The 20,235-nt window shown below is 42.3% G+C and carries 16 protein-coding genes; 7 read left to right on the top strand and 9 right to left on the bottom strand.

Annotation, left to right across the window (positions count from 1 at the left end; translation table 11 throughout):
- The first annotated feature begins 219 nt into the window (after positions 1 to 219).
- The 4 genes from HGG78_RS12390 (at position 220) to HGG78_RS12375 (ending at position 2,894) form a co-directional block, all read left to right on the top strand.
- Positions 220 to 483 carry a type 2 periplasmic-binding domain-containing protein gene (locus HGG78_RS12390; RefSeq protein ID WP_176244805.1) on the top strand — a complete coding sequence of 88 codons (264 nt, stop codon included), beginning with the start codon at positions 220 to 222 and terminating at the stop codon, positions 481 to 483.
- A 186-nt stretch (positions 484 to 669) separates the two neighbouring features.
- On the top strand, positions 670 to 1,527 hold the full coding sequence (locus HGG78_RS12385; RefSeq protein WP_172533054.1) for a hypothetical protein: 858 nt from the start codon (positions 670 to 672) through the stop codon (positions 1,525 to 1,527).
- A 213-nt stretch (positions 1,528 to 1,740) separates the two neighbouring features.
- Positions 1,741 to 2,031: an amino acid kinase family protein gene (locus HGG78_RS12380; RefSeq protein ID WP_176244804.1), complete on the top strand. Its 291-nt coding sequence runs from the start codon at positions 1,741 to 1,743 to the stop codon at positions 2,029 to 2,031.
- 293 nt (positions 2,032 to 2,324) lie between these two features.
- Positions 2,325 to 2,894 (top strand): hypothetical protein, encoded by a 570-nt coding sequence (locus HGG78_RS12375; RefSeq protein ID WP_172533053.1) that lies wholly within the window; start codon positions 2,325 to 2,327, stop codon positions 2,892 to 2,894.
- A gap of 89 nt (positions 2,895 to 2,983) precedes the next feature.
- On the opposite strand, the gene HGG78_RS12370 is transcribed toward HGG78_RS12375, so the two are convergent.
- From HGG78_RS12370 to HGG78_RS12360, 3 genes are all read right to left on the bottom strand, one after another.
- Positions 2,984 to 5,815 carry an FAD-binding and (Fe-S)-binding domain-containing protein gene (locus HGG78_RS12370; protein WP_172533052.1) on the bottom strand — a complete coding sequence of 944 codons (2,832 nt, stop codon included), beginning with the start codon at positions 5,813 to 5,815 and terminating at the stop codon, positions 2,984 to 2,986.
- 36 nt (positions 5,816 to 5,851) lie between these two features.
- Positions 5,852 to 6,988 (bottom strand): FMN-dependent L-lactate dehydrogenase LldD, encoded by a 1,137-nt coding sequence (gene lldD, locus HGG78_RS12365; RefSeq protein WP_172533051.1) that lies wholly within the window; start codon positions 6,986 to 6,988, stop codon positions 5,852 to 5,854.
- Positions 6,989 to 7,062: 74 nt separating this feature from the next.
- Positions 7,063 to 8,757, bottom strand: coding sequence for an L-lactate permease (locus HGG78_RS12360; protein ID WP_053311709.1), 1,695 nt, complete (start codon positions 8,755 to 8,757; stop codon positions 7,063 to 7,065).
- Between the two features lie 211 nt (positions 8,758 to 8,968).
- Here HGG78_RS12360 and HGG78_RS12355 point away from each other — a divergent pair, with 211 nt between their 5' ends.
- Entirely contained in the window at positions 8,969 to 9,868 is a 900-nt protein-coding gene (locus HGG78_RS12355) for a LysR family transcriptional regulator (RefSeq protein WP_172533050.1), read from the top strand.
- Positions 9,869 to 9,923: 55 nt separating this feature from the next.
- On the opposite strand, the gene HGG78_RS12350 is transcribed toward HGG78_RS12355, so the two are convergent.
- From HGG78_RS12350 to HGG78_RS12330, 5 genes are all read right to left on the bottom strand, one after another.
- Positions 9,924 to 11,387 (bottom strand): T3SS effector OspC family protein, encoded by a 1,464-nt coding sequence (locus tag HGG78_RS12350; protein ID WP_216835568.1) that lies wholly within the window; start codon positions 11,385 to 11,387, stop codon positions 9,924 to 9,926.
- A gap of 214 nt (positions 11,388 to 11,601) precedes the next feature.
- Positions 11,602 to 12,660, bottom strand: a complete 1,059-nt coding sequence (glpQ, locus tag HGG78_RS12345) for a glycerophosphodiester phosphodiesterase (RefSeq protein WP_172533049.1) — start codon at positions 12,658 to 12,660, stop codon at positions 11,602 to 11,604.
- A gap of 106 nt (positions 12,661 to 12,766) precedes the next feature.
- Entirely contained in the window at positions 12,767 to 14,140 is a 1,374-nt protein-coding gene (gene glpT, locus HGG78_RS12340) for a glycerol-3-phosphate transporter (protein ID WP_172533048.1), read from the bottom strand.
- Between the two features lie 544 nt (positions 14,141 to 14,684).
- Positions 14,685 to 15,581, bottom strand: a complete 897-nt coding sequence (locus HGG78_RS12335; RefSeq protein ID WP_172533047.1) for a PKD domain-containing protein — start codon at positions 15,579 to 15,581, stop codon at positions 14,685 to 14,687.
- A 467-nt stretch (positions 15,582 to 16,048) separates the two neighbouring features.
- Complete coding sequence (locus tag HGG78_RS12330) at positions 16,049 to 16,396, bottom strand: DUF3316 domain-containing protein (RefSeq protein ID WP_053311715.1); 348 nt, start codon at positions 16,394 to 16,396, stop codon at positions 16,049 to 16,051.
- Between the two features lie 543 nt (positions 16,397 to 16,939).
- On the opposite strand from HGG78_RS12330, the gene HGG78_RS12325 reads away from it, so the two are divergent.
- Positions 16,940 to 18,775 (top strand): M4 family metallopeptidase, encoded by a 1,836-nt coding sequence (locus tag HGG78_RS12325; RefSeq protein WP_172533046.1) that lies wholly within the window; start codon positions 16,940 to 16,942, stop codon positions 18,773 to 18,775.
- Between the two features lie 80 nt (positions 18,776 to 18,855).
- On the opposite strand, the gene HGG78_RS12320 is transcribed toward HGG78_RS12325, so the two are convergent.
- Positions 18,856 to 19,176, bottom strand: coding sequence for a heavy metal-binding domain-containing protein (locus tag HGG78_RS12320; protein ID WP_168524459.1), 321 nt, complete (start codon positions 19,174 to 19,176; stop codon positions 18,856 to 18,858).
- A 116-nt stretch (positions 19,177 to 19,292) separates the two neighbouring features.
- Here HGG78_RS12320 and HGG78_RS12315 point away from each other — a divergent pair, with 116 nt between their 5' ends.
- Entirely contained in the window at positions 19,293 to 20,198 is a 906-nt protein-coding gene (locus HGG78_RS12315) for a LysR family transcriptional regulator (RefSeq protein WP_171981533.1), read from the top strand.
- Positions 20,199 to 20,235 lie beyond the last annotated feature (37 nt).

Here is a 20,235-nt window from a genome sequence, read left to right as displayed (position 1 = left end):
TCCACATTTTTGGTATTGTTGCATATTTATTGGGTAGGTTGGATTGACTAATGTAAAATTACTCAACAAACGTTCCATGATTGAGTTAAACTATTATTTATAATTTTTAACCTTATATTGATTATGTCTTTATCAAAATAACTCCTAAATATCATTCATATTATTGCTAATTCAGGCAGTTTTGCCTGGGATTTCGTGGTTGGACAAAGCCATGTAGGTATGTTGACCACCGAAGCGCTGCGCAGTTACCCGGTGGTTGTAGTGCGCGATACGTCACAGCATATTTCCCCGCAAGACACTTTGTCATTAACGGGGCAAAAAGTGATTTACGCGCCAGAGCTAACCACAGCCATTAATATGATCAAACATGGTATTGGCTATATTCCTCATCACCGTATTAAAGGCCATTTAGACCAAGGTCTATTAATTAAAAAAGCCATGGTTGAGCATAAGCAGCCCACACAATTATTTTATGCATGGTAAGCACAATGCACGTCAATTTTTATAGTCTCACATAGTTGGTTTTTTTAACGTTTTCTTCTAACGTCACTAAACATTAAAGAATAATTAACATGTCCGCGTATCTGTTTTTTCATGAAAAATCAGATGATCAAACTGAAAACATTAGTGATAATCTTGTTGGTTACATTTTCTTTGAGGAGTATAATAATGAACGTTTTGTCTGCTTTATTTAAAACTTGTAGTGGATCAACTGGTAGTGTATCAACAAAAGAGCTGCGGGAAGCAAGTAAACTACTAAGCAAGGTGAAAACTGTTGATCAATTTCGTAATTTAGAAAAAAGCAATGAATCAGAAAAACTTAGGAAAATAAAGAATTTTGTTTATTGCGGATCTAATAAAAATAAAATGGCATTAACACAAGCAGTTAAGGGTGATTATAATAAATGGTCAGAAAAAGCAAAAACACAGGATATCAATAATAATCAGAGAAAATTCGAATCTACTAATGCACCTAATAATTTGAATAAACGCGCATTAAAATTAGAAGCTAACTCTCAAGCATTGAGAACTAAGGCTGAAAACTATATACTTTGGCACATGGGTAATGAAAAATATAAAGATAAAGCGCCGGGGCTAGCATATAGTTCGCCGGAGTTGTTTGATCTAAAAGACGAAATAGCAAATCAATGCAGTGAAATCAAGTCACTAGACAAGACAATCTTATCAACAGAAAAAAATATTGCTCAGTTGCAAGGTCAGGAGGATTCTGGGTCCAAGGTGGCGCTAGGTAATTCGAAAGTACGTCTCGTAGATTTGAAGGCTCAAAGAGCTAGGCAGCAGCGCAACCTTGAAGGTATGAAGAAGAGCCACAAAGCAATGGATAATAATGTAACTAGAAATTTCTATGCAACGAGAGATTTGGTTCTCGAAATGGAAAAACTATTAAGTTACCACGAACTACCAGCCTCAGAAAAAAAAGAACTAATTACGGCTTGTGCTAACCTTAAAGTAATGAGGAACGATCTTCTAGCCGAGTATCGTAAACAATTCTTAAAATCTAAGTAATGCTTGTGCTAGCCTTAAAGTAATGAGGGGCGAGCTTCTAGCCAAGTATAATCAACAATTGAGCCACAATCTAACAAGCCCCGAAAAGGGGCTTGTTATTAGTAGTCTTTAATAGTGGAAGTGTGATGCTGTATAGGTCATGTTGATGATTCATCAAAAAAATTGATTTATCAGAGTTAATTTTCTCACTTTTTTTGTTGTTAACACGTCCTCTTGCGTCGTTCAGAATTGGCTGAGCATGAAGTGGATCCTGTACCGGTTGATTATGCAGTAGGTGATACTCAGGGTGCGATCGGTTACATGCTTCAAAAGACGTTAGCCAATGAACTGCTACGCCGTGAGATTTCACGCCCAGTAATTTCATTGGTGGCGCAAACTCGCGTTGACAGACAAGATGCAGCTTTTCAGAAACCCAATAAGCCGATTGGTTCTTTTATGAGCGAAGAAGTAGCAAACAAAGTGCCAAAACCTTGGGGGGGGGGGCGAGCCCGGTATCTATTTTAGTGGCATCTTTGGGTTATTGGCTACTGTGTCGAAATTAGTCGGCAGATTCGGTTATTTCCTCTCATTGAGACCTTATTCTTTTTCTTCTTACTTCAAGTTGTTTGGGTATAGAAAGCTTAATTATTGCCATTCTTAAAATATTTAGTGACACAGGGGATCGCAAATTGAAAATTTAAAACATACTTATTTATTTAACATGGCAGCGTATCAGTTGCATATGCCATTTGGTTGATATTTAATGCGGCTCGTTGTGAAGTCTCTTCGCAAAATAACAATATAACAAGGAATATCCAATGATTAAAAGTATGTTACTCGTGCTGCCTGTATTAGCCCTTTTTTCAAGTGTCGTTTACTCTTCTGCTTTAGAACAAGAACTACTCTTGCAGGGTTGCCCAACTGAAATGGTTTATTCATATCCTTCGGGAAATGGTAGATATTCGGCATATACTACAGATAAATTTGATTTTTCATCAGATCCCATGTTGGTCATGTCAGTGACGTTTCAAAATTTATCTTCAAATACTTGGGTGCTTGGATATCCACAAGTCTGGACTAACAGAGACAATGCTCAAAATAGCGCACATTCTCCGTATTCATCGCTTGAGATCACACCAGAAGTTGTACAACCTGGAGAAGAGTTCACTATTTCTGGAGTCGTGGATATACTTTCTGTGCCAGCCACTGACAATATTCTAACGATAAGGCCACAGCTCGCTTATAAATACTGGACTATAGATGTTGAACAAGATGCTCCAATTGTTAGAACTGAGTTTATCTGTTTACCACCATACGACAAGGAAAGGGTAAGTAAAGATCGCTCTTTTATTATCAATGGTAAGAAAAATACAATTGATGATTTTTAGCTATTAGACAATAGAAATATTTTGGTTAATATATTAATAACAGGGTGAATATTATCTCCCTGTTATTTTAATATCATTATATTTCATATTCAGCGTGGCCTTGCTACCTCATCCAGCAAATATAAAATAGATTGATACGGAATGCCGCTATGGTGGGAAAGCCCAATTTCGCAGGTTCGACTGTTGCTAAATCCACGTTGGCAATGAGGGGGAACTTGTTCTTTCAATGGGTGAACGGCAGCGGCGTTAAGCTCTGGTGTGGTAAAGCCTTTATCGCCCGCCCAGCCGCAGCACTGAATATGTTCTGGCACAAGAACCTCACTGACGCACGCCTTGGTTAGTGTCAGCATCGCGGCCTCTAAGCCCATACGCCGCGAGCTGCAAGTAACATGCAGCATAACTGTCTCTTCTCTTGGCGTAATGGCGAGGTGTTGCAACAGATATTTACTAGCGAATCCAGTTGGTTCTAATACCTCAAGTGGCTTAGTAAAGTGTTCAATACTGCGTTTTGCACACGGGCTCGTGTCCATCAATATTGGGTATTGTCCTTGCTGACTGGCTTGCCACAATACTGCTTCTAATTGCTCTGCTTTTGATTGTGCGAGTTCATTCATCCCTTTACTGTCATAGGGCATGCCACAACATTGGCTACTGAGCTCGCTTGGTAGAATGACCTCATAACCCGCTTTGTTGAGCAACGATAACGTGACTTCGGTTAGTGGTCGTTGATCGCCAGCACTGGTTTGTTGGCCCATATTTCGGCTAGCGCATGAAGGCATGTAGACCACTTTTTTCTCGCGGCGTGGCAGGTTTTCGACCGCAATATCAAGCTGTTGTGTGTTCGCTTGTGGTAGCTCTGGATACCAAATCGGAGTTTTTCCTTTGGTCAATGTGCGTAAGCCATTGGTCGCGCCACCAACAATGTTTTTCCCCAGCATTTTTGTCGCCACTTGGTTGGCCTTCAAACCCGCTTTTGTGAGCGCTGTGGTGGTGGCAAAATGTTCCGCTGTCCATTTGGCAATTGGGACAAATTTTTGATATTTTGCACTGCGCAGCTTTTTCACCAAGTCACCCGTGTTGATACCCACCGGGCAGCGCTCTGCACATAAACCGGTTGCGGCGCATGTATCAAGCCCTTGGTATTCAAAGGTTTTCTCAAGCTCAGATGCTTCCACTGTTTCACCTTGTGCGTGGCGGCGCTGTAGTTCTCGATATAAGACAATGCGTTGACGAGGTGAAAGAGTCAGCGTGCGCGAAGGGCACACTGGTTCACAAAATCCACACTCTATACAGCGATCAATGAGCTCATCCGCTGCTGGCATCGGTTTGAGGTTAGATAAATGAGAATGCGGGTCGTCGTTAATGATCACGCCAGGGTTGAGTAGCCCTTGTGGGTCAAACAGTGTTTTAATTTGTTGCATCAGAGCATAACCATCTTTGCCCCATTCTAATTCCACATAAGGTGCCATATTACGACCAGTACCGTGTTCTGCTTTGAGCGAGCCCTGATATTTCACCGCGACTAATTCGGCAACATCATCCATAAATGCGCCATAACGGTCGATTTCACTTTGGCTATCGAAACCTTGCGTGAAAACAAAATGCAAATTGCCTTCTAATGCATGGCCAAAAATGATCGCTTCTTTGTAGTGGTATTGATCAAACAAGGCTTGTAAATCACGCACACCATTGGCTAGGTTTTCAACGGGAAAGGCAACATCTTCAATGATCACTGTCGTACCTACTTCGCGAACAGCGCCAACGGCTGGGAACATGCCTTTGCGAATTCCCCACAGGGTAGCAACGGTTTTTGCTTCGGAGGTAAAAGGCACCGATTCGATGATTTTATAGTCACTCAGCGCCGCCATTACTGCGTCACATTGCCTGTGAAGTGTGTTTTCATCGCTGGCGTGAGACTCAATCAACAGTGAGGCAGCTTCCACATCTAATGTTGCAATGAATGCAGGCATGCCAGCTTTGTCGGCCACTGAGCGCATGGCACGGCCATCCATCATTTCCACTGCTGCCACAGGTGTTTTAGAAAGGGTGGTGACCGCTTGACTGGCCTGTTCAATGTCGGAAAACACCAACAAAGCCGAAGCTTTATATGCGTGTTCAACCACGGTGTGGTAGGTGATTTCGGCAATAAAGCCGAGAGTTCCTTCAGAACCAATCATCAAATGTTCAATTACTTCAATGGGGTCTGAGTAATCCACTAAGGCATTGAGTGCGTAGCCCGTGGTGTTCTTAAGACGGTATTTGTGCCGAATACGCTGTGATAGTTCAGGGTTTTGTGCCGTTTGAGCATGAAGTTGTGCAATGCCTTCAATTAATTCGGGTTTGGCTGTTTTAAATGCGGCTATGCTCTCAGGGCTTGCTGTATCGAGCACTACACCATCCGCGAATACGATTTTCATGCTATCGACGGTGCGGTAAGAATTTTGCGCGGTGCCGCAGCACATGCCACTGGCGTTATTGGCAGCAATACCGCCGATTTTACAGGTGTTGATGGAGGCAGGATCAGGGCCTATTTTACGCTGAAAAGGGGCGAGATATTTGTTGGCATCAGCGCCAATGACTCCAGGTTGTAGCGTGATTTTTTTACCATCGTCATGGATGTAATGAGCGCGCCAATCGTCAGTGAGAGTAATCAACACTGAATCCGATACTGCTTGGCCAGATAAACTAGTACCCGCAGCGCGAAAGGTGCAATGGATGGCCAATTCTCGGCAGCTTTGAATGGCAAAAATCACTTCATCGAGATTTTTTAAACGCAACACAATCTTCGGTATCAGACGATAGAAACTGGCGTCAGTGCCATAAGCAAGGCGCTTAGCCTGCTGAGTGATGATACGCTCTGGCTCGATCATAGTCGCGAGCCTCTTTTCGAGTTGCTGATAGTTGGAATACGATTGCGCCATAACTGCTTCCTTTTTTGTGGTATTCGATGAATGAGCCTAAAGCTTAACGAGGGAGTCACGTGATAAATCAGCGATGGTTTTTGCCCCAGTTAAGGTCATCGCAACGCGCATCTCTTTCTCATACAAATCAAGTAAGTTCTCTACCCCTTGCTGGCCTTGCGCCGCTAATGCGTAAACGAACGAGCGACCAAGTAGCGTGCAGTCCGCGCCGAGGGCGAGCATACGCACCACATCAAGCCCGGAACGAATACCAGAATCAACGAGAATTTTAAGGTCTCCCTTTACGGCATCAGCGATAGAAGGCAGGGCTTTGGCGGTGGAAAGTACGCCATCTAACTGACGTCCGCCATGGTTCGAGACGATGATACCGTCTGCGCCAAAACGCACCGCATCTTTGGCATCTTCTGTATCTAAAATACCTTTGATGATCATTGGACCCTCCCAGAAATCACGGATCCATTCTAAATCTTTCCATGAAATTGACGGGTCAAAATTGTCCCCTAGCCAACCAATATAGTCTTCCAATTTAGTTGGCGTGCCGCGATAAGTCGAGATGTTACCTAAATCGTGCGGTTTCCCCATCAGACCAACATCCCACCCCCAGCTTGGGTGCTTCATCGCTTGAAACATACGGCGCATTGCCGCATTTTGGCCACTCATGCCTGAATGCATATCACGGTAACGCGCACCGGGAACTGGCATATCAACGGTAAATACCAAGTTTTTAACCCCAGCAGCTTTGGCGCGTTCTAGGACGTTCTTCATAAAACCGCGATCTTTGAGTACATATAACTGAAACCAAATAGGGCGTGCAAGAGCATCAGAGACTTCTTCTATCGGACAAACAGAAACCGTAGAAAGGGTAAATGGGATACCTTTATTTTCCGCTGCACGCGCTGCTTGCACTTCACCACGGCGAGCATACATGCCGGTTAAGCCAACAGGAGCAAGGGCGATCGGCATCGCTAGTGGTTCACCAAATAGCTCGGTGTCTAAACTGAGCTCCGACATATCGTTGAGTACACGCTGACGAAGTGCGATCTCCGCTAAATCGGCTGTGTTGCGTGTTAGTGTGTGCTCACCGTAAGAACCACCATCGATATAGTGAAATAGAAAAGGAGGCAGCTTTGCTTGGGCGGCAGCGCGATAATCAGTAGAGGCTGAAATGATCATAAATCGAATCCTAATTTAAGCAGGGCAGACACTGAGGTCTGCTCTGCATTTTTTATAAGTGATGAAGTTGATACTTACTTGGTCATTAACACATCGGTCATGTTAAAACCGTAAATCACCACTAAACCGATCACGCCCGTCATCACAAGATAGTAGAAAGTCGGGATAATGGTTTTGCGCAGTGTTGCACCTTCACGCCCAAGCAAACCGACGGTGGCAGAAGCGGCGACTACGTTGTGGATCGCAATCATGTTACCTGCCGCAGCTCCAACCGCTTGTAACGCGACAACCACAACACTAGATATAGAGAGCGTTTGTGCTACTTCAAATTGGAATTGGCTGAACATCATATTGGAAACCGTATTTGAACCTGCGATAAATGCACCAAGTGCACCAACAGTCGCACTCAATGCAGGGAAAGCTTCGCCCACCAAGCCTGCCGCAAAATTAGCCGTGGTGACAGGCATACTTGCGAGGTCGGAACCATTGACGCCAGAGTTAATAAAAATACGCACCATAGGGATAGTGAACACCAATACAAAGCCTGCGCCAATTAAGGTTTTACTTGATTCACCGAAAGCTTTGACTAAAGGCATCGCGTTGCGAGATTGCAAAATAACCGCCAGCAATGCGACAAAGACTAATATCCCACCAGGTAAATACAGTGGTTGAATTGCAGTGCTGATGCCTGTTTCACCCAAAATGTTCGCAAAGGAAAGGCTAATGCCAGTGAGGAACGATTTAAATTCAGTACTGACTCGGCTGGCAACCAACACGACAGCCAGTAATACATACGGTGCCCACGCCAGTGCTAAGCTCATCGGTTTGTTTTTTATCTCTTCTACATCGATTTTAAGAGAGCCTAACCATTCTGCTGGCCATGATTTTTCTTCAGGAAAATCCCACTGTGACTTAGGCACGAGGAAGCCTTTTTTGGCTGCGGTGACGACCAAAGACAGGCCGACTAACCCACCAATGAGCGATGGGAATTCTGGACCAAGAAATACACCCGTGAGTGCGTAAGGAACGGTAAAAGCCAAACCAGAGAAAATGGCAAATGGCAGAATATCTAACCCCTCAGTCCAGCTTTTGTTTTTACCGAAAAAGCGCGTCAACATCATCGCCATTAACACTGGCATCAGTGTGCCGACGCCTGCGTGTATTAACGCCACACTGGAGGTTATCTGTTGCAAATAGGCATCCCAGTTCGAACCGTTAGCGAGTAATGCTTCGCTGATATTGTGCGTATCTAACCCTTTGTTTACTCCGACGATAATCGGTGTTCCAACCGCACCAAAAGAAACGGGAGTGGATTGGATCATCATACCCATCAAAACTGCTGCCAGGGCAGGAAAGCCAATCGCAACTAAAAGTGGCGCAGCAATTGCTGCTGGTGTACCAAAACCGGATGCGCCCTCAATGAAAGAGCCGAAACACCAGGCAATAATAATAGCTTGCACACGGCGATCCGCCGAGACATCGGTAAAACCGTTACGAATGGTGGTGATGGCTCCGGTGTGTTTCAAAGTGTTGAGTAAGAAGATCGCGCCAAACACAATCCAGAGCACGGAAACGGTGATACCGAACCCTTGAAAAATCGATGCCAGAACTCGGTTGGCTGACATATCCCAACTTGTTAGGGCAATAACAACGGTTAAGCCAAAGGCCACCGGCATGGCTTTTTTAGCTGGCCAGTTAAGGCCAACTAATAGAATTGCCGCCACCACAATGGGGGAAAAGGCAATTAAGGCTAGTACTGTTTCACTCATGGATACTTCCTCGTAAAGTTTGCTCTTAGTGTTATGTGCTAATAGAAGAGCAGGTGTCCTGTAGGGTTTGGTGCTACTTATCCATCAATAACGGGTAGCTGAATTATTATATTTGTGATTTTTTTGTTAATTTGGCGTGAATTTACTCCTTTCTTTTTTTTGGATATAGGGAAATAATGAAAATAATTAATTCCAAAATTGGCATAATAGAATGCGAGCAGATGACTTAATCTTATTTTCACAAGTGATGGAACTAGGGAGTTTTAGTAAGGTTGCAGAACAAAATAGTCTTACAAATTCAGTGGTTAGTAAAAGAATTGCTCGTTTGGAAGAAGAGTTAGGCGTACAGTTATTATATCGAACGACGCGTAAATTAACTCTGACCGAAGCGGGCAAAGCACTATTACATGGTGCGAAAAATGTGAAGCTCGCCACTCAAGAAGCTATGGATGCGGTGGCCGGATTTGGTGAAAACGTCAGTGGTCATATAAAAATGTCAGTACCTACGATATCAGGTGATCTGATTTTGGCTGATGCGGTGGCGGAATTTTGTAATTCTCACCCTGGGTTGACGGTCGATATGTCGCTCGACAACCGTTTTGTCGATTTGGTTGAAGGCGGTTTTGACTTAGTGATCCGCACAGGTTACTTGGAAGATTCAAGCCTGATAGCGCGCCATATTTTAGACTCACAATGGGTCGTTTGTGCCTCTCCGTCTTACATCGCTAAAAATGGTAAACCATTAAAACCGGAAGACTTAACGAGCCACAATTGTTTGCAATACGCTTATCAAACCACGGGCGCAAGCGAATGGGAGTTTAAAGGTCATAAAGGGAATTATATCGTCAGAGTAGCCGGGAGCTTTTCAACCGATAATGCGACCGCACTAAGAAAAGCCGCCTTAGGTGGTCACGGTATCGCTTATGTCCCGCGTTGTTTGGTCTATCACGATTTTCGCAACGGTCAGTTGGTTGATATTTTCCCTGAACAGGTTGGCAAAAAACTAGGCATTTACGCGGTTTATCCGTTTACACGCCAGCCTCCGAATAAAGTCAGATTATTGATTGAACATATCCGCACGCGTTATCTGACTATTTCTCATTATTTTTGAGTGTGTGACATGAAGATCTTGGAAGCGAAACTTCAAGAATAATTAGCAAATCTATTTATAACTTGAAAGCGTTAACAATAACCAGTGAATACCAGGGGGATTTTAATTTCCCTGGCTTCGCACCATACTTTCTTAATATTTTTATCATCTCTTTATTTGAGTTTTGTATCGCGTTATCTAACATAGTCATGCCATAGTTTAGTTGTTTGAATTTACGGTTAGGATCGACTAATCCACGTTCTAAAAATATTTCCAGTATTTTATGGCTAGCAGAATCCTTGCTTAGTAAATATTCTATATCCTCAGATAAAATAGTCATTTTACTGACATCGGCTTTAGTAAAGTTGAATTTTGAAAATAAATATTCAACAATATCTGGTTTGGAGTTTACTATAGCAATCCTCATCGCTTTACATGCATCATCTTTGCTTTTTATATAAATAGCCATTTCTTTAATATTGGATGCTCTTATAGCCTCTTTCAGCTCCATTTTTCGTAAATTAACTTTTCTGAATTTTCCTATATTAACCATCCGTGGAGCATGGAATTCTGGCTGAAATACAAAATTGATGACTCGGTCTAATCCTCTACTGTCTAGATTCTCATTCAGTACAAATCGTTTAAACTTGTCGTCTTTGCTATTTCTCAAGAAATTAATAAGGTGCAGTCCTAAAGCAAGCTTCATATCTCTAGTGTTATACATAGGCACATCATTTTGGCCTTTTGTACCATGTATTGTTCGCTCTACTTCGTTTCTCACTACCCCAAATTGTTGGATAAATGCTTGATGTTCATGCCGACGTGCGGGTGGAACTTTGTTATGGAAATGATCGGTTAATGTGAGATATCCGTGTGTGAAAGGTTGTTTTGTTATATAGGCATTAGCACCAAAGTCGAACTGTGTATGTGCCGTATTGAGTGGAAGTTGAGATTCATCATCGGAAAACTCAACGCCAAAAAAAACAAAGTCTTGATTTCCTAACTTTTCCTCATCCATTGAATATGTGTTCTTTCCAGTAACTATACCAATTGATTTCAACATATCGAAAGACATAATTGTCTGTGTAGCAAAATTTGAGTTGCTCTGATGCCTAAACCATAATTCTGTATCTAGCACCCTTTTGAGTAATTCCCGTTCCTGAGTGGTTAGATTTGGAGTTTCGTACTTTATCTGTGCTAGATAATTGCGAGATACGTTATCAACGTGTTCGAGTGTTGCAAATGAAGCTTTGCGCCCTGGTTGTAGTGGAGGTAAGTCAATATTTAATTGTTTAAATACTTTTCCTTCAGATAGCATCTTTCTAGAGCTCTGAGCCGCCAAAACTTTTCTAAGGAAACGTTTAATACAATCTGAAGACTTAATGGCTCCTTCTTCGTTTCCTCTATAATATGGAATTTTTGAACCATCGGCGGAATAAGCGTATTTAACAGCTTTGACCTTACTTTGAATGGTTTCTGGGCTCACACAGCTGTTTGATTTTATAATTGCAGATGAGAATTGTAATAGTATCGTATCCATTGGTGCTACCTAATATAAAATTTGCAGCAGATATTATTTATTATCGATATCGTAACGTCATAAGATTTTTTGTGAAAATTCTGAGTTATTCCTGCGTGATGTATATGACATGAGCTTTCGAATTGGCCTTTAGCTGTTGCAGCTTACACCAACAAATTGACGCCATTACTTGGGGGAAAGTAATGGCGTCTTCTAATCAGTAGTAAAGCAATATTTATTTGTGATGCAAGAAAGTCGCCGCTTTATCAGGAAAATCGGTAAACAAGCCATCGACTTTTACTTTGTTGTAGAACACATCAAGCATATCTTCAAAGCTGTCTGCATACGGAGCGATGCGATCTTTTTCTGCGCGGAATGTGTAGGGGTGAACCGCTAGACCTTGTGCTTTTGCTTCTTTCATCAAAGGCTTAATGATGATGTTGTCCTTGGTCGATGCGTCATCAATTAACATTGGTTTCCATGGACCAATACCATCGGCGTAGGTCGCGACTTGCTTCATTCCATTGGCTTCGAACATCCAGTCATAGCTGTATGGTTGGGCTTGGTCGCCGTCATAAACCATGGTTTCATTCCAGTCGGTATACGCCATGAGCTGAACCAGTTTTAAATCCATTTTCATGGCAGGTAGCAGTTCGTCATTAATGCGCTTGAGTTCTATTGGATCAAAGCATTGTAGGTAGACTTTGTCTTCTTTATTCGTATAACCGTATTCTTTTAAGGTCGTTAATACGGCTTTACTGATGTCTTTGCCTTGGTGTTTGTGGAACCAAGGGGCTTTGATTTCAGGGTAAATGCCAATGTCATACCCCAGTGTTTTATTGAGCCCTTGGATTAGCTCGATTTCTTCAGCGAAAGTTGGGACAGTAAAGTTAGATTTCCACAGCGGAAAGCGGTCGGGGAACCCTGCTACTTTATTGCCTTTGTCATCGATATTAAAGCCTTCGGTCACGCGCAAGCTTTTGATTTCGGATAAGGTAAAATCAATCGCATAGTAGCGGCCATCGCTGCGAGCGCGATCAGGAAAGCGTTCGGCAACATCTGTGACGCGATCAAGGTAATGGTCATGTAACACAACCAGCTGATTGTCTTTGGTCATCACCACATCTTGCTCGATATAATCAGGCTTCATGCCATAAGCGAGTGCTTTGGCTTCTAATGTGTGTTCTGGTAAGTATCCAGAAGCGCCGCGGTGAGCAATAACTAGTGGGTCGGCGTGACCCCACGTTGAACCGGCTAAAGCAAGTAGTGAAAGTGCAAGTGGTTTCAATTTCATGTTTCTATCCTTAAAAACGCCCCCTGTCGATGCAGGGGGAGTGCTTTGTTCTAGGTGACGAGAAGTGTGATGTCATACAATCAAACACATCTCGGAGTCAGTTCGATTACAACGTCGATGCTTTGGCGGCCTCGAGTCTGTCTTTTTCTTTATGATGCGCACGCTCACCAACGAATGCATACAGTAGGCAAAGAATAGAAATACCACATGAGGCAACGAGGATCATAAAACCACCATCCCAACCGAAGTGGTCAACGGTGTAACCGAGAATCGCATTAGCGGCTACAGCACCACCGAGATAACCAAACAAACCGGTTAAGCCTGCCGCCGTACCCGCTGCTTTTTTCGGTGCGAGTTCAAGAGCATAGAGACCAATCAACATTACCGGGCCGTAAATCAAGAAACCGATCGCAACCAAGGCAGCCATATCGACCACTGGGTTACCTGCAGGGTTGAACCAGTAAACCAATACCGCAACGGTAACCAATACCATAAACAGGATGCCAGCGGGAGCACGGCGACCCTTGAACACTTTATCGGATATCCAACCACATAATAATGTGCCTGGAATACCCGCCCATTCATAGAAGAAGTAGGCCCAAGACGATTTGTCTACGGTAAAGTCTTTGGCTTCTTTTAAATACACAGGTGCCCAATCAAGTACACCGTAGCGAATTAGGTAGACGAATGCGTTCGCAATCGCAATAGACCATAACAATTTGTTCGAGAAGACATATTTGAAAAATATTTCTTTCGCGGTCATCTCGTTTTCGTGAGATTTGTCGTAATCATCCGGGTAATCGTTTTTGTACTCTTCAATTGGTGGTAGACCACAAGATTGAGGGGTATCACGAAGCGTCATCCAAATGAAAATAGCAACTAAAGTGGCGAAAAAGGCTGGGACATAAAAAGCAGCACGCCAGTCATCGTTGAATGCCCAAAGGCCGAATAAGAAAAGAGGTCCAATTAAGCCACCGCCAACGTTATGGGCTACGTTCCAAACTGAAACAATTTCCCCACGTTCTTTGCGTGACCACCAGTGCACCATTGTGCGTCCACATGCCGGCCACCCCATACCTTGGAACCAACCATTTAAAAACAGCAAAATGAACATTGCGGTAATACTGCTTGTCGCCCATGGCATAAAGCCAAAACAGAACATGACTGCCGCCGACATCAACAAACCGGCACTTAAGAAATAGCGGGGATTAGAACGGTCTGACACGCTACCCATTAAGAATTTAGAGAGACCATAAGCGATAGACACAGCGGCAAGAGCTACCCCTAAGTCACCGCGGCTAAAACCTTGTTCAATGAGGTAGGGCATGGCTAAACTAAAGTTCTTACGAACAAGGTAGTAGCCAGCATAACCAACAAAGATGCTGAGAAATAGCTGCCAGCGTAAGCGGCTGTACGCACTGTCAACCCGCTCGGAGGCGAGTCGATCTATATGCGCTTGGGGTTTGAAGATACCAAACATAGTTGACCTCATTATTATTTTGCGATGGTTTTAAAGTTCGAACGCTAAATTTTAACTTCGTTCGAAAGAAGTTGGCATTGTCGTGCGCAAACAAACGCATTTCTGTGATAAATGTTACAAGTGAATTAATTTACGCATAAAAACAAATAATTAGTTTCTAGTTTTAAGGGGTTAATGCCAGGTTTATAAATGAAATCGATTGCATTTTGTTTTGGGTGTTGTTTGTTATTGTTTGTTTAATGCTCGATTTTTATCGGTGCAGAGTGTTCCGGGAGATGGGGAGCCGGAAGCGGAAGGAGTTAGACAAACATAATGTTCTAAAATAGACATGTGGTGACGAACACGCATCATACTATTGATACTGCGTTGTGGGCGGTGAAATAGCGCATTGTCGAAGTTAGAACAATCAATAATGCGGACAAAATCATCAGTTCAATATGTAAATACCCTTAAACATAAATACTTAAGGGTAAAATTAATGTCTCATCGCTCACTAAATTGTTCGATATGTGCGATAAGGGGTGGTTTATATGCTAACCGGCTATTATTTGGAAATCCTGTTATCACCTAGAACATCTACATCTACCCAAGTTTTATACTGATTTGAATAATGTGAATTTGGACGGTGTATATTTAGGCTGCAGTACGTAGCCGATCCACTTCCCCAATGATGGCCGCCGCATTGGTAAGTTTTACCCTCATATGTCACGCGATCACCTAATCGGTATGGTGTTATAAGGCCCGCTTTAATATCAGATATGTTTTTAAATTCATAGGGTTTAACCTTATATGCCTTCGTGACACCGATAGGTCTCCAAACAGAGTATGCACTACTATTGCCGCCATCAGGTTGCCAGCCATTAGGCTCACCATTAGACATAAAAGTACCGAAAGTACAAGGTTCACCCATAACAAATTGTGAAGGCGCACCTAGTCCACTGCCGCTAGCTGGTCCAGCACTTAGGCCACGAACACATTGAAACTTCTTCTTGTTATATATAACTATATCGCCGACTTTATAGTACTTACCAAAGGTATAGGCTTTTTTCCCATTACCGCTTTTTACCTGCTCTGGCGTTTTGTAAAGATAGTAGTTTGTCTCATCTGAGGTTGTTGCGCCGTTGTCTTGTGTGACAGTTAATTTAAACGTTAGAACGACAGGCTCATCGACAACTCCGTTAAAAGTAAATGTTGTATCGGCCTTATTTTCATTTCTAATGTCTACGTCTGACATATTTGCGTTGTCAGATACTGTGGTTAATTCCCAATCATAACTTTGAATTTCTGCTCCACTTCGCATTTTTGTTTTATCGAATGAAAGCGAAAATTCGTGGTTGTCGAAATTGTAGCCTTGGTAATCAAAACCAGCAATGTTACCTTGTGAGGCCATCGCTGCTGAGCTCGCCATAATCATAGATAGGCAAAGTAATGTTTTTTTCATATTTATACCTTAATTAAATAGAATCAATAGATTATTTGTCAACAGAAGATTTAGAAAACTGTTGATGAAAATTATGCTAATGACTTGAAAAATAAAGGTAAGTGAAAAGAGTGGTGAAAAGTTGAATATGATATTTTCAAGTATGGTCTGTCTGTGTCATTGTTTTTCGGAGTGAGTGATGGATGAGATAAATAGTCATGATTTATCTCAATGATGTATTTTATTTTTGTGAAAATTATATGTTTGGATATTCGCAGGGAAAATGTCTAGTTTTATGGATATGGAACCGTATAATTTCAAATGAATAGATGAAATTAATATATAGGTTAATGAAATGAAGATAAAAGGAGATAACCTAAGTTCAATGTCTTTTATCGTCAGTAGGGTTGTACCTATAAAAGTATTTATATTTTAAAAGGTTTGAAATAAAAGAGCCCTTATCATCAATGAGATAAGGGCTGGAATAATCAGCTTCTTTTGTTTTCCCTGTATTGGAATTGATAGTCGACATCAACGATAGCGCGGTACTGAATTTGGCCAGGATTTTTGGCAAACTGTTCTACATGCACTTCCATATCGTTTACTTTTACACTTTGGCCCTTTAGTGATGTCTCATGTATTGGCAGCTTATGCGCTAATTGGTTCGGAGACATGTTCTGGAATTGCTCGATCAAGTCAAACCCTGCGTTATAAGCTTGTTGTTCGGTAGCAAAAGCTTCAGTTTTAAACGATGTTTCAGAGTTTGAAGTTCTAATACCGGCAAAAGCGGTTGTACTTATAGTTAATGCTGCTGCAAGAATCATGACTTTTTTCATTGGATTGCTCCTTTCATTGTGAAACGGTATCAACGATTTGATGGAGAAATAGTAACAATTTCGGTGTAAAGAGTCCGTCAGGCAATGTAAAGGTGGTGATAATTTCTGGTGTGGTTTTCTGACAAAGAGTTGTTATTACAGGTTTTGGCCAATTGTGTCAGATTTTACCCATTGAATAGCAAATAAATCTTCAAAGTGATGACTATGAGCATCACTTATAAAAAAGTGAAAGCGATTTTTTAATTTCAAGTAAATATAAACTGATAGTTTTATGTACCAATTAATGAACATTAAATTATCATTAATTGCTATCAATCTAATATATAAACATAAATTATCAATAATTCGTAGCTTTACTTTTGCTATTGTTTTTTTTGTGACCATATTATTTTACGTAAGATTTTTCCTTTTTTTGCGTATTGCTGGCGAAGCTGATTTTCTTGATCCAATTTGAATGTGCGAATTATTCGCAGTCACACTGTTTATGGTTGATAGGAAGTAAATCGTAAACGGATGCTTATAACAACTCTCTAGGATTGAGAAATGAAAAACAAACAACGTCAAATAAAGTGGTTATTCCTTGCTAGTTCAATAGCTGCGGCACTCCCAGTATCTGCAGCACAAATGGTGTCAGTTGATGACCCTAATGTGCTTGAGCAAGCACTATCACTTCAGGCTCGTAGTATTGTTGCTACACAACATGGCTTTCAACCTGTGAAAAGTGTCACATTACCAAATGGTAAAGTTAAAGTGCGTTATCAGCAGATATATAAAGGTTTGCCTGTTTTTAATACTTCCGTCGTGGCAACACAAACAGGCAAAGGAATCGGGCAAGTTTATGGCGTGATGGCTCAACAAATTGATGCTGATGTTGCTAGTACCTCGCCACAAGTTGAACAGCAACAAGCTATCAATATCGCGTTGGCCTATTATCAGCAGCAAGCCCCATCGTTGGTTACGCAAGATCTTAAGACAGAAAATGAAAACGCTAAACTCATGGTTCGCTTAGATGAAAATCAAATCGCTCATGTGGTGTATCTGGTTGATTTCTTCGTGGCGACCAGTGAACCGTCACGCCCATTTTTCTTTATTGATGCGATGAGCGGTGAAGTATTGCAAACTTGGGAAGGCTTGAATCACGTTGAAGCGGCCGCTTCTGGCCCTGGTGGGAATCAAAAAACGGGTTTGTATCAGTACGGGATGGATTATCCAAATTTTATCGTCGATAAGGTCGGTAGCACTTGTAGCATGGTGAATAGTGCGGTGAAAACGGTCGATATGAAAAACGCCACATCGGGCGGTTCAACGTTCAGCTATTCATGTACAGACGCGAGCAATTACAACGATCACAAGTCGATCAATGGGGCTTATTCTCCACTGAATGATGCGCACTACTTTGGTAAAGTGGTGTTTGATATGTATAAAGATTGGATGAACACTTCACCACTGACTTTCCAGCTAACCATGCGTGTGCATTACGATAGTAACTATGAAAATGCGTTTTGGAATGGTTCATCGATGACGTTTGGTGATGGCCAGAATACGTTTTATCCACTGGTTGATATTAACGTTAGTGCTCACGAAGTCAGTCACGGTTTTACCGAGCAAAATTCTGGCCTGGTTTATGCGAATATGTCTGGTGGTATCAATGAAGCGTTCTCTGATATCGCTGGTGAAGCCGCAGAATTCTATATGAAAGGCAGTGTCGATTGGGTAGTAGGCAGTGACATTTTTAAGTCCTCTGGAGGTCTGCGTTATTTCGACCAACCATCGAAAGATGGTCGTTCTATTGATCATGCTTCTCGATACTACAACGGTCTAAATGTGCATAATTCAAGCGGTGTGTTTAACCGGGCATATTATCTGTTAGCCAATAAAGCCAATTGGTCGGTACGCAAAGGTTTTGAAGTATTTACGGTTGCTAACCAATTGTATTGGACAGCTAACAGCACCTTTGACCAAGGTGGCTGTGGTGTGGCAAAAGCCGCGCAAGACTTAGGCTATACCGTAGTTGACGTGGTTGATGCATTTAATCAAGTTGGTGTGAATGCAAACTGCGGTGCTTTGCCTCCAACCGATAATGTGTTGGAAAAAGGTCAGCCAGTGTCGGCTTTGCAAGGGGCCAAAGGCTCTGAAGTTTACTACAACTTTACAGTGGTAAGTTCATCTAATGTGAAAGTCTCTACCAGTTCTGGTACAGGTGATGCCGATCTCTATGTAAAAATTGGTAGTAAGCCAACAACATCGTCATGGGATTGTCGTCCATATAAAGCGGGTAATAATGAGCAGTGTACTATCTCTGCTGAGCCAGGTATCACATATCACGTGATGCTTAAAGGTTACAGCAGCTATAGTGGCGTAACGTTAAGATTAGATTGATCGTTCTTGGCCATACATAAATAGGGGCATCAATTGTGCCCCTCTATTTTTGTCTCAACAGATCGACAGGAAAGCCCCTGCTACTCAACAACTACAGCTGTACCACTCACTGAAACCATTAACATGCCATTGGTTTTACCAAACGTTTCGTAATCAAGATCCACGCCGACTACGGCATTGGCTCCTAGCTCTTTTGCTCTTTGTTTTAATTCTTCTAGGGCAATCATCCGCGCTTTTTGCAGCTCTTGTTCGTATGTGGCTGAGCGACCACCGACAATATCGCGAATGCCTGCGAAAAGGTCTTTAAAGATGTTAGCACCGAGAATTGCTTCTCCTGCAATCACACCGCAGTAGCGGACAATGCGTTTGCCTTCAATGGTTGGAGTTGTCGTGATGTTCATGGGAAATCCTTGTAGGGGTGTGGCTGCTGATATCACACCATGAATGATTGACTATTTCCAATCTAAAATTCAGAGATTACTATTAACGGCTACATTCATAACACAATGTTGGTGTGATGAAAGCGCAACGAAAGTTTGATCTTAACTTATTAAGGGTCTTTATTTCGGCCTATCAGACCGAATCGGTAACCAAAGCTGCAGAGCAATTAGATTTAACTCAATCAGCGGTGAGTAATGCTTTGGCGCGTCTAAAAGAGCACGTTGGGAGCGATCTCTTTGTGCGAACAGGGCGTGGAATCAAGCCGACGCGTTTTGCTCAAGATCTGTATCAAAGTATCCAATCTCCGTTGATGGATATTGAATCGATGCTGGAAGGGGTCAATCAGTTTGATCCTAAAATATCGACTCGCCGATTTTTAGTGTATTGCCATGAAGCGCAGATCCATGCATTGCGGCAAGGGTTAGATCAAGCATTGGCTGATTTAAACATTGATGTGGTGTTGATGGAGCCACCGTCTAATGAAGACCGCCTGTATGAAGAATTACAGTTAGAAAAAGTCGATTTAGTGATTGATGTGGAAGCGCCGCAAAGCAAAGTTTTTCGTTCTAAACTTCTAAAAGAAGACAACTTATGCTGCGTGGTGCGTCAGGCTCATCCTAGGTTAGCGAACCAAGGCCTAAGTAAAGCGGAATACTTACAAGAAGAACATGTGCTGCTGAAAATGCGCCGCTCACAACTTCCTTTTATTGATTGGTTTGTGAAAGAAGTGGTGCCTGTGCGGCAGGTGTACAGTCAACATTCGTCGTTAATTGGTATGTTAGCGGCTGTCTCTTATAGTGATGCAGTTGCGGTTGTGCCGGTGACGTTTGCACAGCAGTACCAGCACGTTTTTCAATTAAATATTCTTCCGTTTCCCTTTGAAGACCAACTTCTTCACTCACATATGGTTTGGTTGAGTAAAATGAATTTGAATCCAGCTAACCAGTGGTTGAGGCATTTAATTTCCGCACTATCACAATAAAAAAAGCAGCCGAGATTAGGCTGCTTTATCATATTAA

Source organism: Vibrio aestuarianus (assembly GCF_012395185.1).
GTDB classification, from domain to species: domain Bacteria; phylum Pseudomonadota; class Gammaproteobacteria; order Enterobacterales; family Vibrionaceae; genus Vibrio; species Vibrio aestuarianus.
This window is presented reverse-complemented; position numbering and strand designations above follow the sequence as displayed.

What these genes read in the sequence shown, in the direction of transcription:
- HGG78_RS12390 (WP_176244805.1), top strand. Translation starts at nt 220, where the DNA reads ATGTTGACCACCGAAGCGCTGCGCAGTTACCCGGTGGTTGTAGTGCGC.
- HGG78_RS12385 (WP_172533054.1), top strand. Translation starts at nt 670, where the DNA reads ATGAACGTTTTGTCTGCTTTATTTAAAACTTGTAGTGGATCAACTGGT.
- HGG78_RS12375 (WP_172533053.1), top strand. Translation starts at nt 2,325, where the DNA reads ATGATTAAAAGTATGTTACTCGTGCTGCCTGTATTAGCCCTTTTTTCA.
- HGG78_RS12370 (WP_172533052.1), bottom strand. Translation starts at nt 5,815, where the DNA reads ATGGCGCAATCGTATTCCAACTATCAGCAACTCGAAAAGAGGCTCGCG.
- lldD (WP_172533051.1), bottom strand. Translation starts at nt 6,988, where the DNA reads ATGATCATTTCAGCCTCTACTGATTATCGCGCTGCCGCCCAAGCAAAG.
- HGG78_RS12360 (WP_053311709.1), bottom strand. Translation starts at nt 8,757, where the DNA reads ATGAGTGAAACAGTACTAGCCTTAATTGCCTTTTCCCCCATTGTGGTG.
- HGG78_RS12355 (WP_172533050.1), top strand. Translation starts at nt 8,969, where the DNA reads ATGCGAGCAGATGACTTAATCTTATTTTCACAAGTGATGGAACTAGGG.
- HGG78_RS12350 (WP_216835568.1), bottom strand. Translation starts at nt 11,387, where the DNA reads ATGGATACGATACTATTACAATTCTCATCTGCAATTATAAAATCAAAC.
- glpQ (WP_172533049.1), bottom strand. Translation starts at nt 12,660, where the DNA reads ATGAAATTGAAACCACTTGCACTTTCACTACTTGCTTTAGCCGGTTCA.
- glpT (WP_172533048.1), bottom strand. Translation starts at nt 14,140, where the DNA reads ATGTTTGGTATCTTCAAACCCCAAGCGCATATAGATCGACTCGCCTCC.
- HGG78_RS12335 (WP_172533047.1), bottom strand. Translation starts at nt 15,581, where the DNA reads ATGAAAAAAACATTACTTTGCCTATCTATGATTATGGCGAGCTCAGCA.
- HGG78_RS12330 (WP_053311715.1), bottom strand. Translation starts at nt 16,396, where the DNA reads ATGAAAAAAGTCATGATTCTTGCAGCAGCATTAACTATAAGTACAACC.
- HGG78_RS12325 (WP_172533046.1), top strand. Translation starts at nt 16,940, where the DNA reads ATGAAAAACAAACAACGTCAAATAAAGTGGTTATTCCTTGCTAGTTCA.
- HGG78_RS12320 (WP_168524459.1), bottom strand. Translation starts at nt 19,176, where the DNA reads ATGAACATCACGACAACTCCAACCATTGAAGGCAAACGCATTGTCCGC.
- HGG78_RS12315 (WP_171981533.1), top strand. Translation starts at nt 19,293, where the DNA reads ATGAAAGCGCAACGAAAGTTTGATCTTAACTTATTAAGGGTCTTTATT.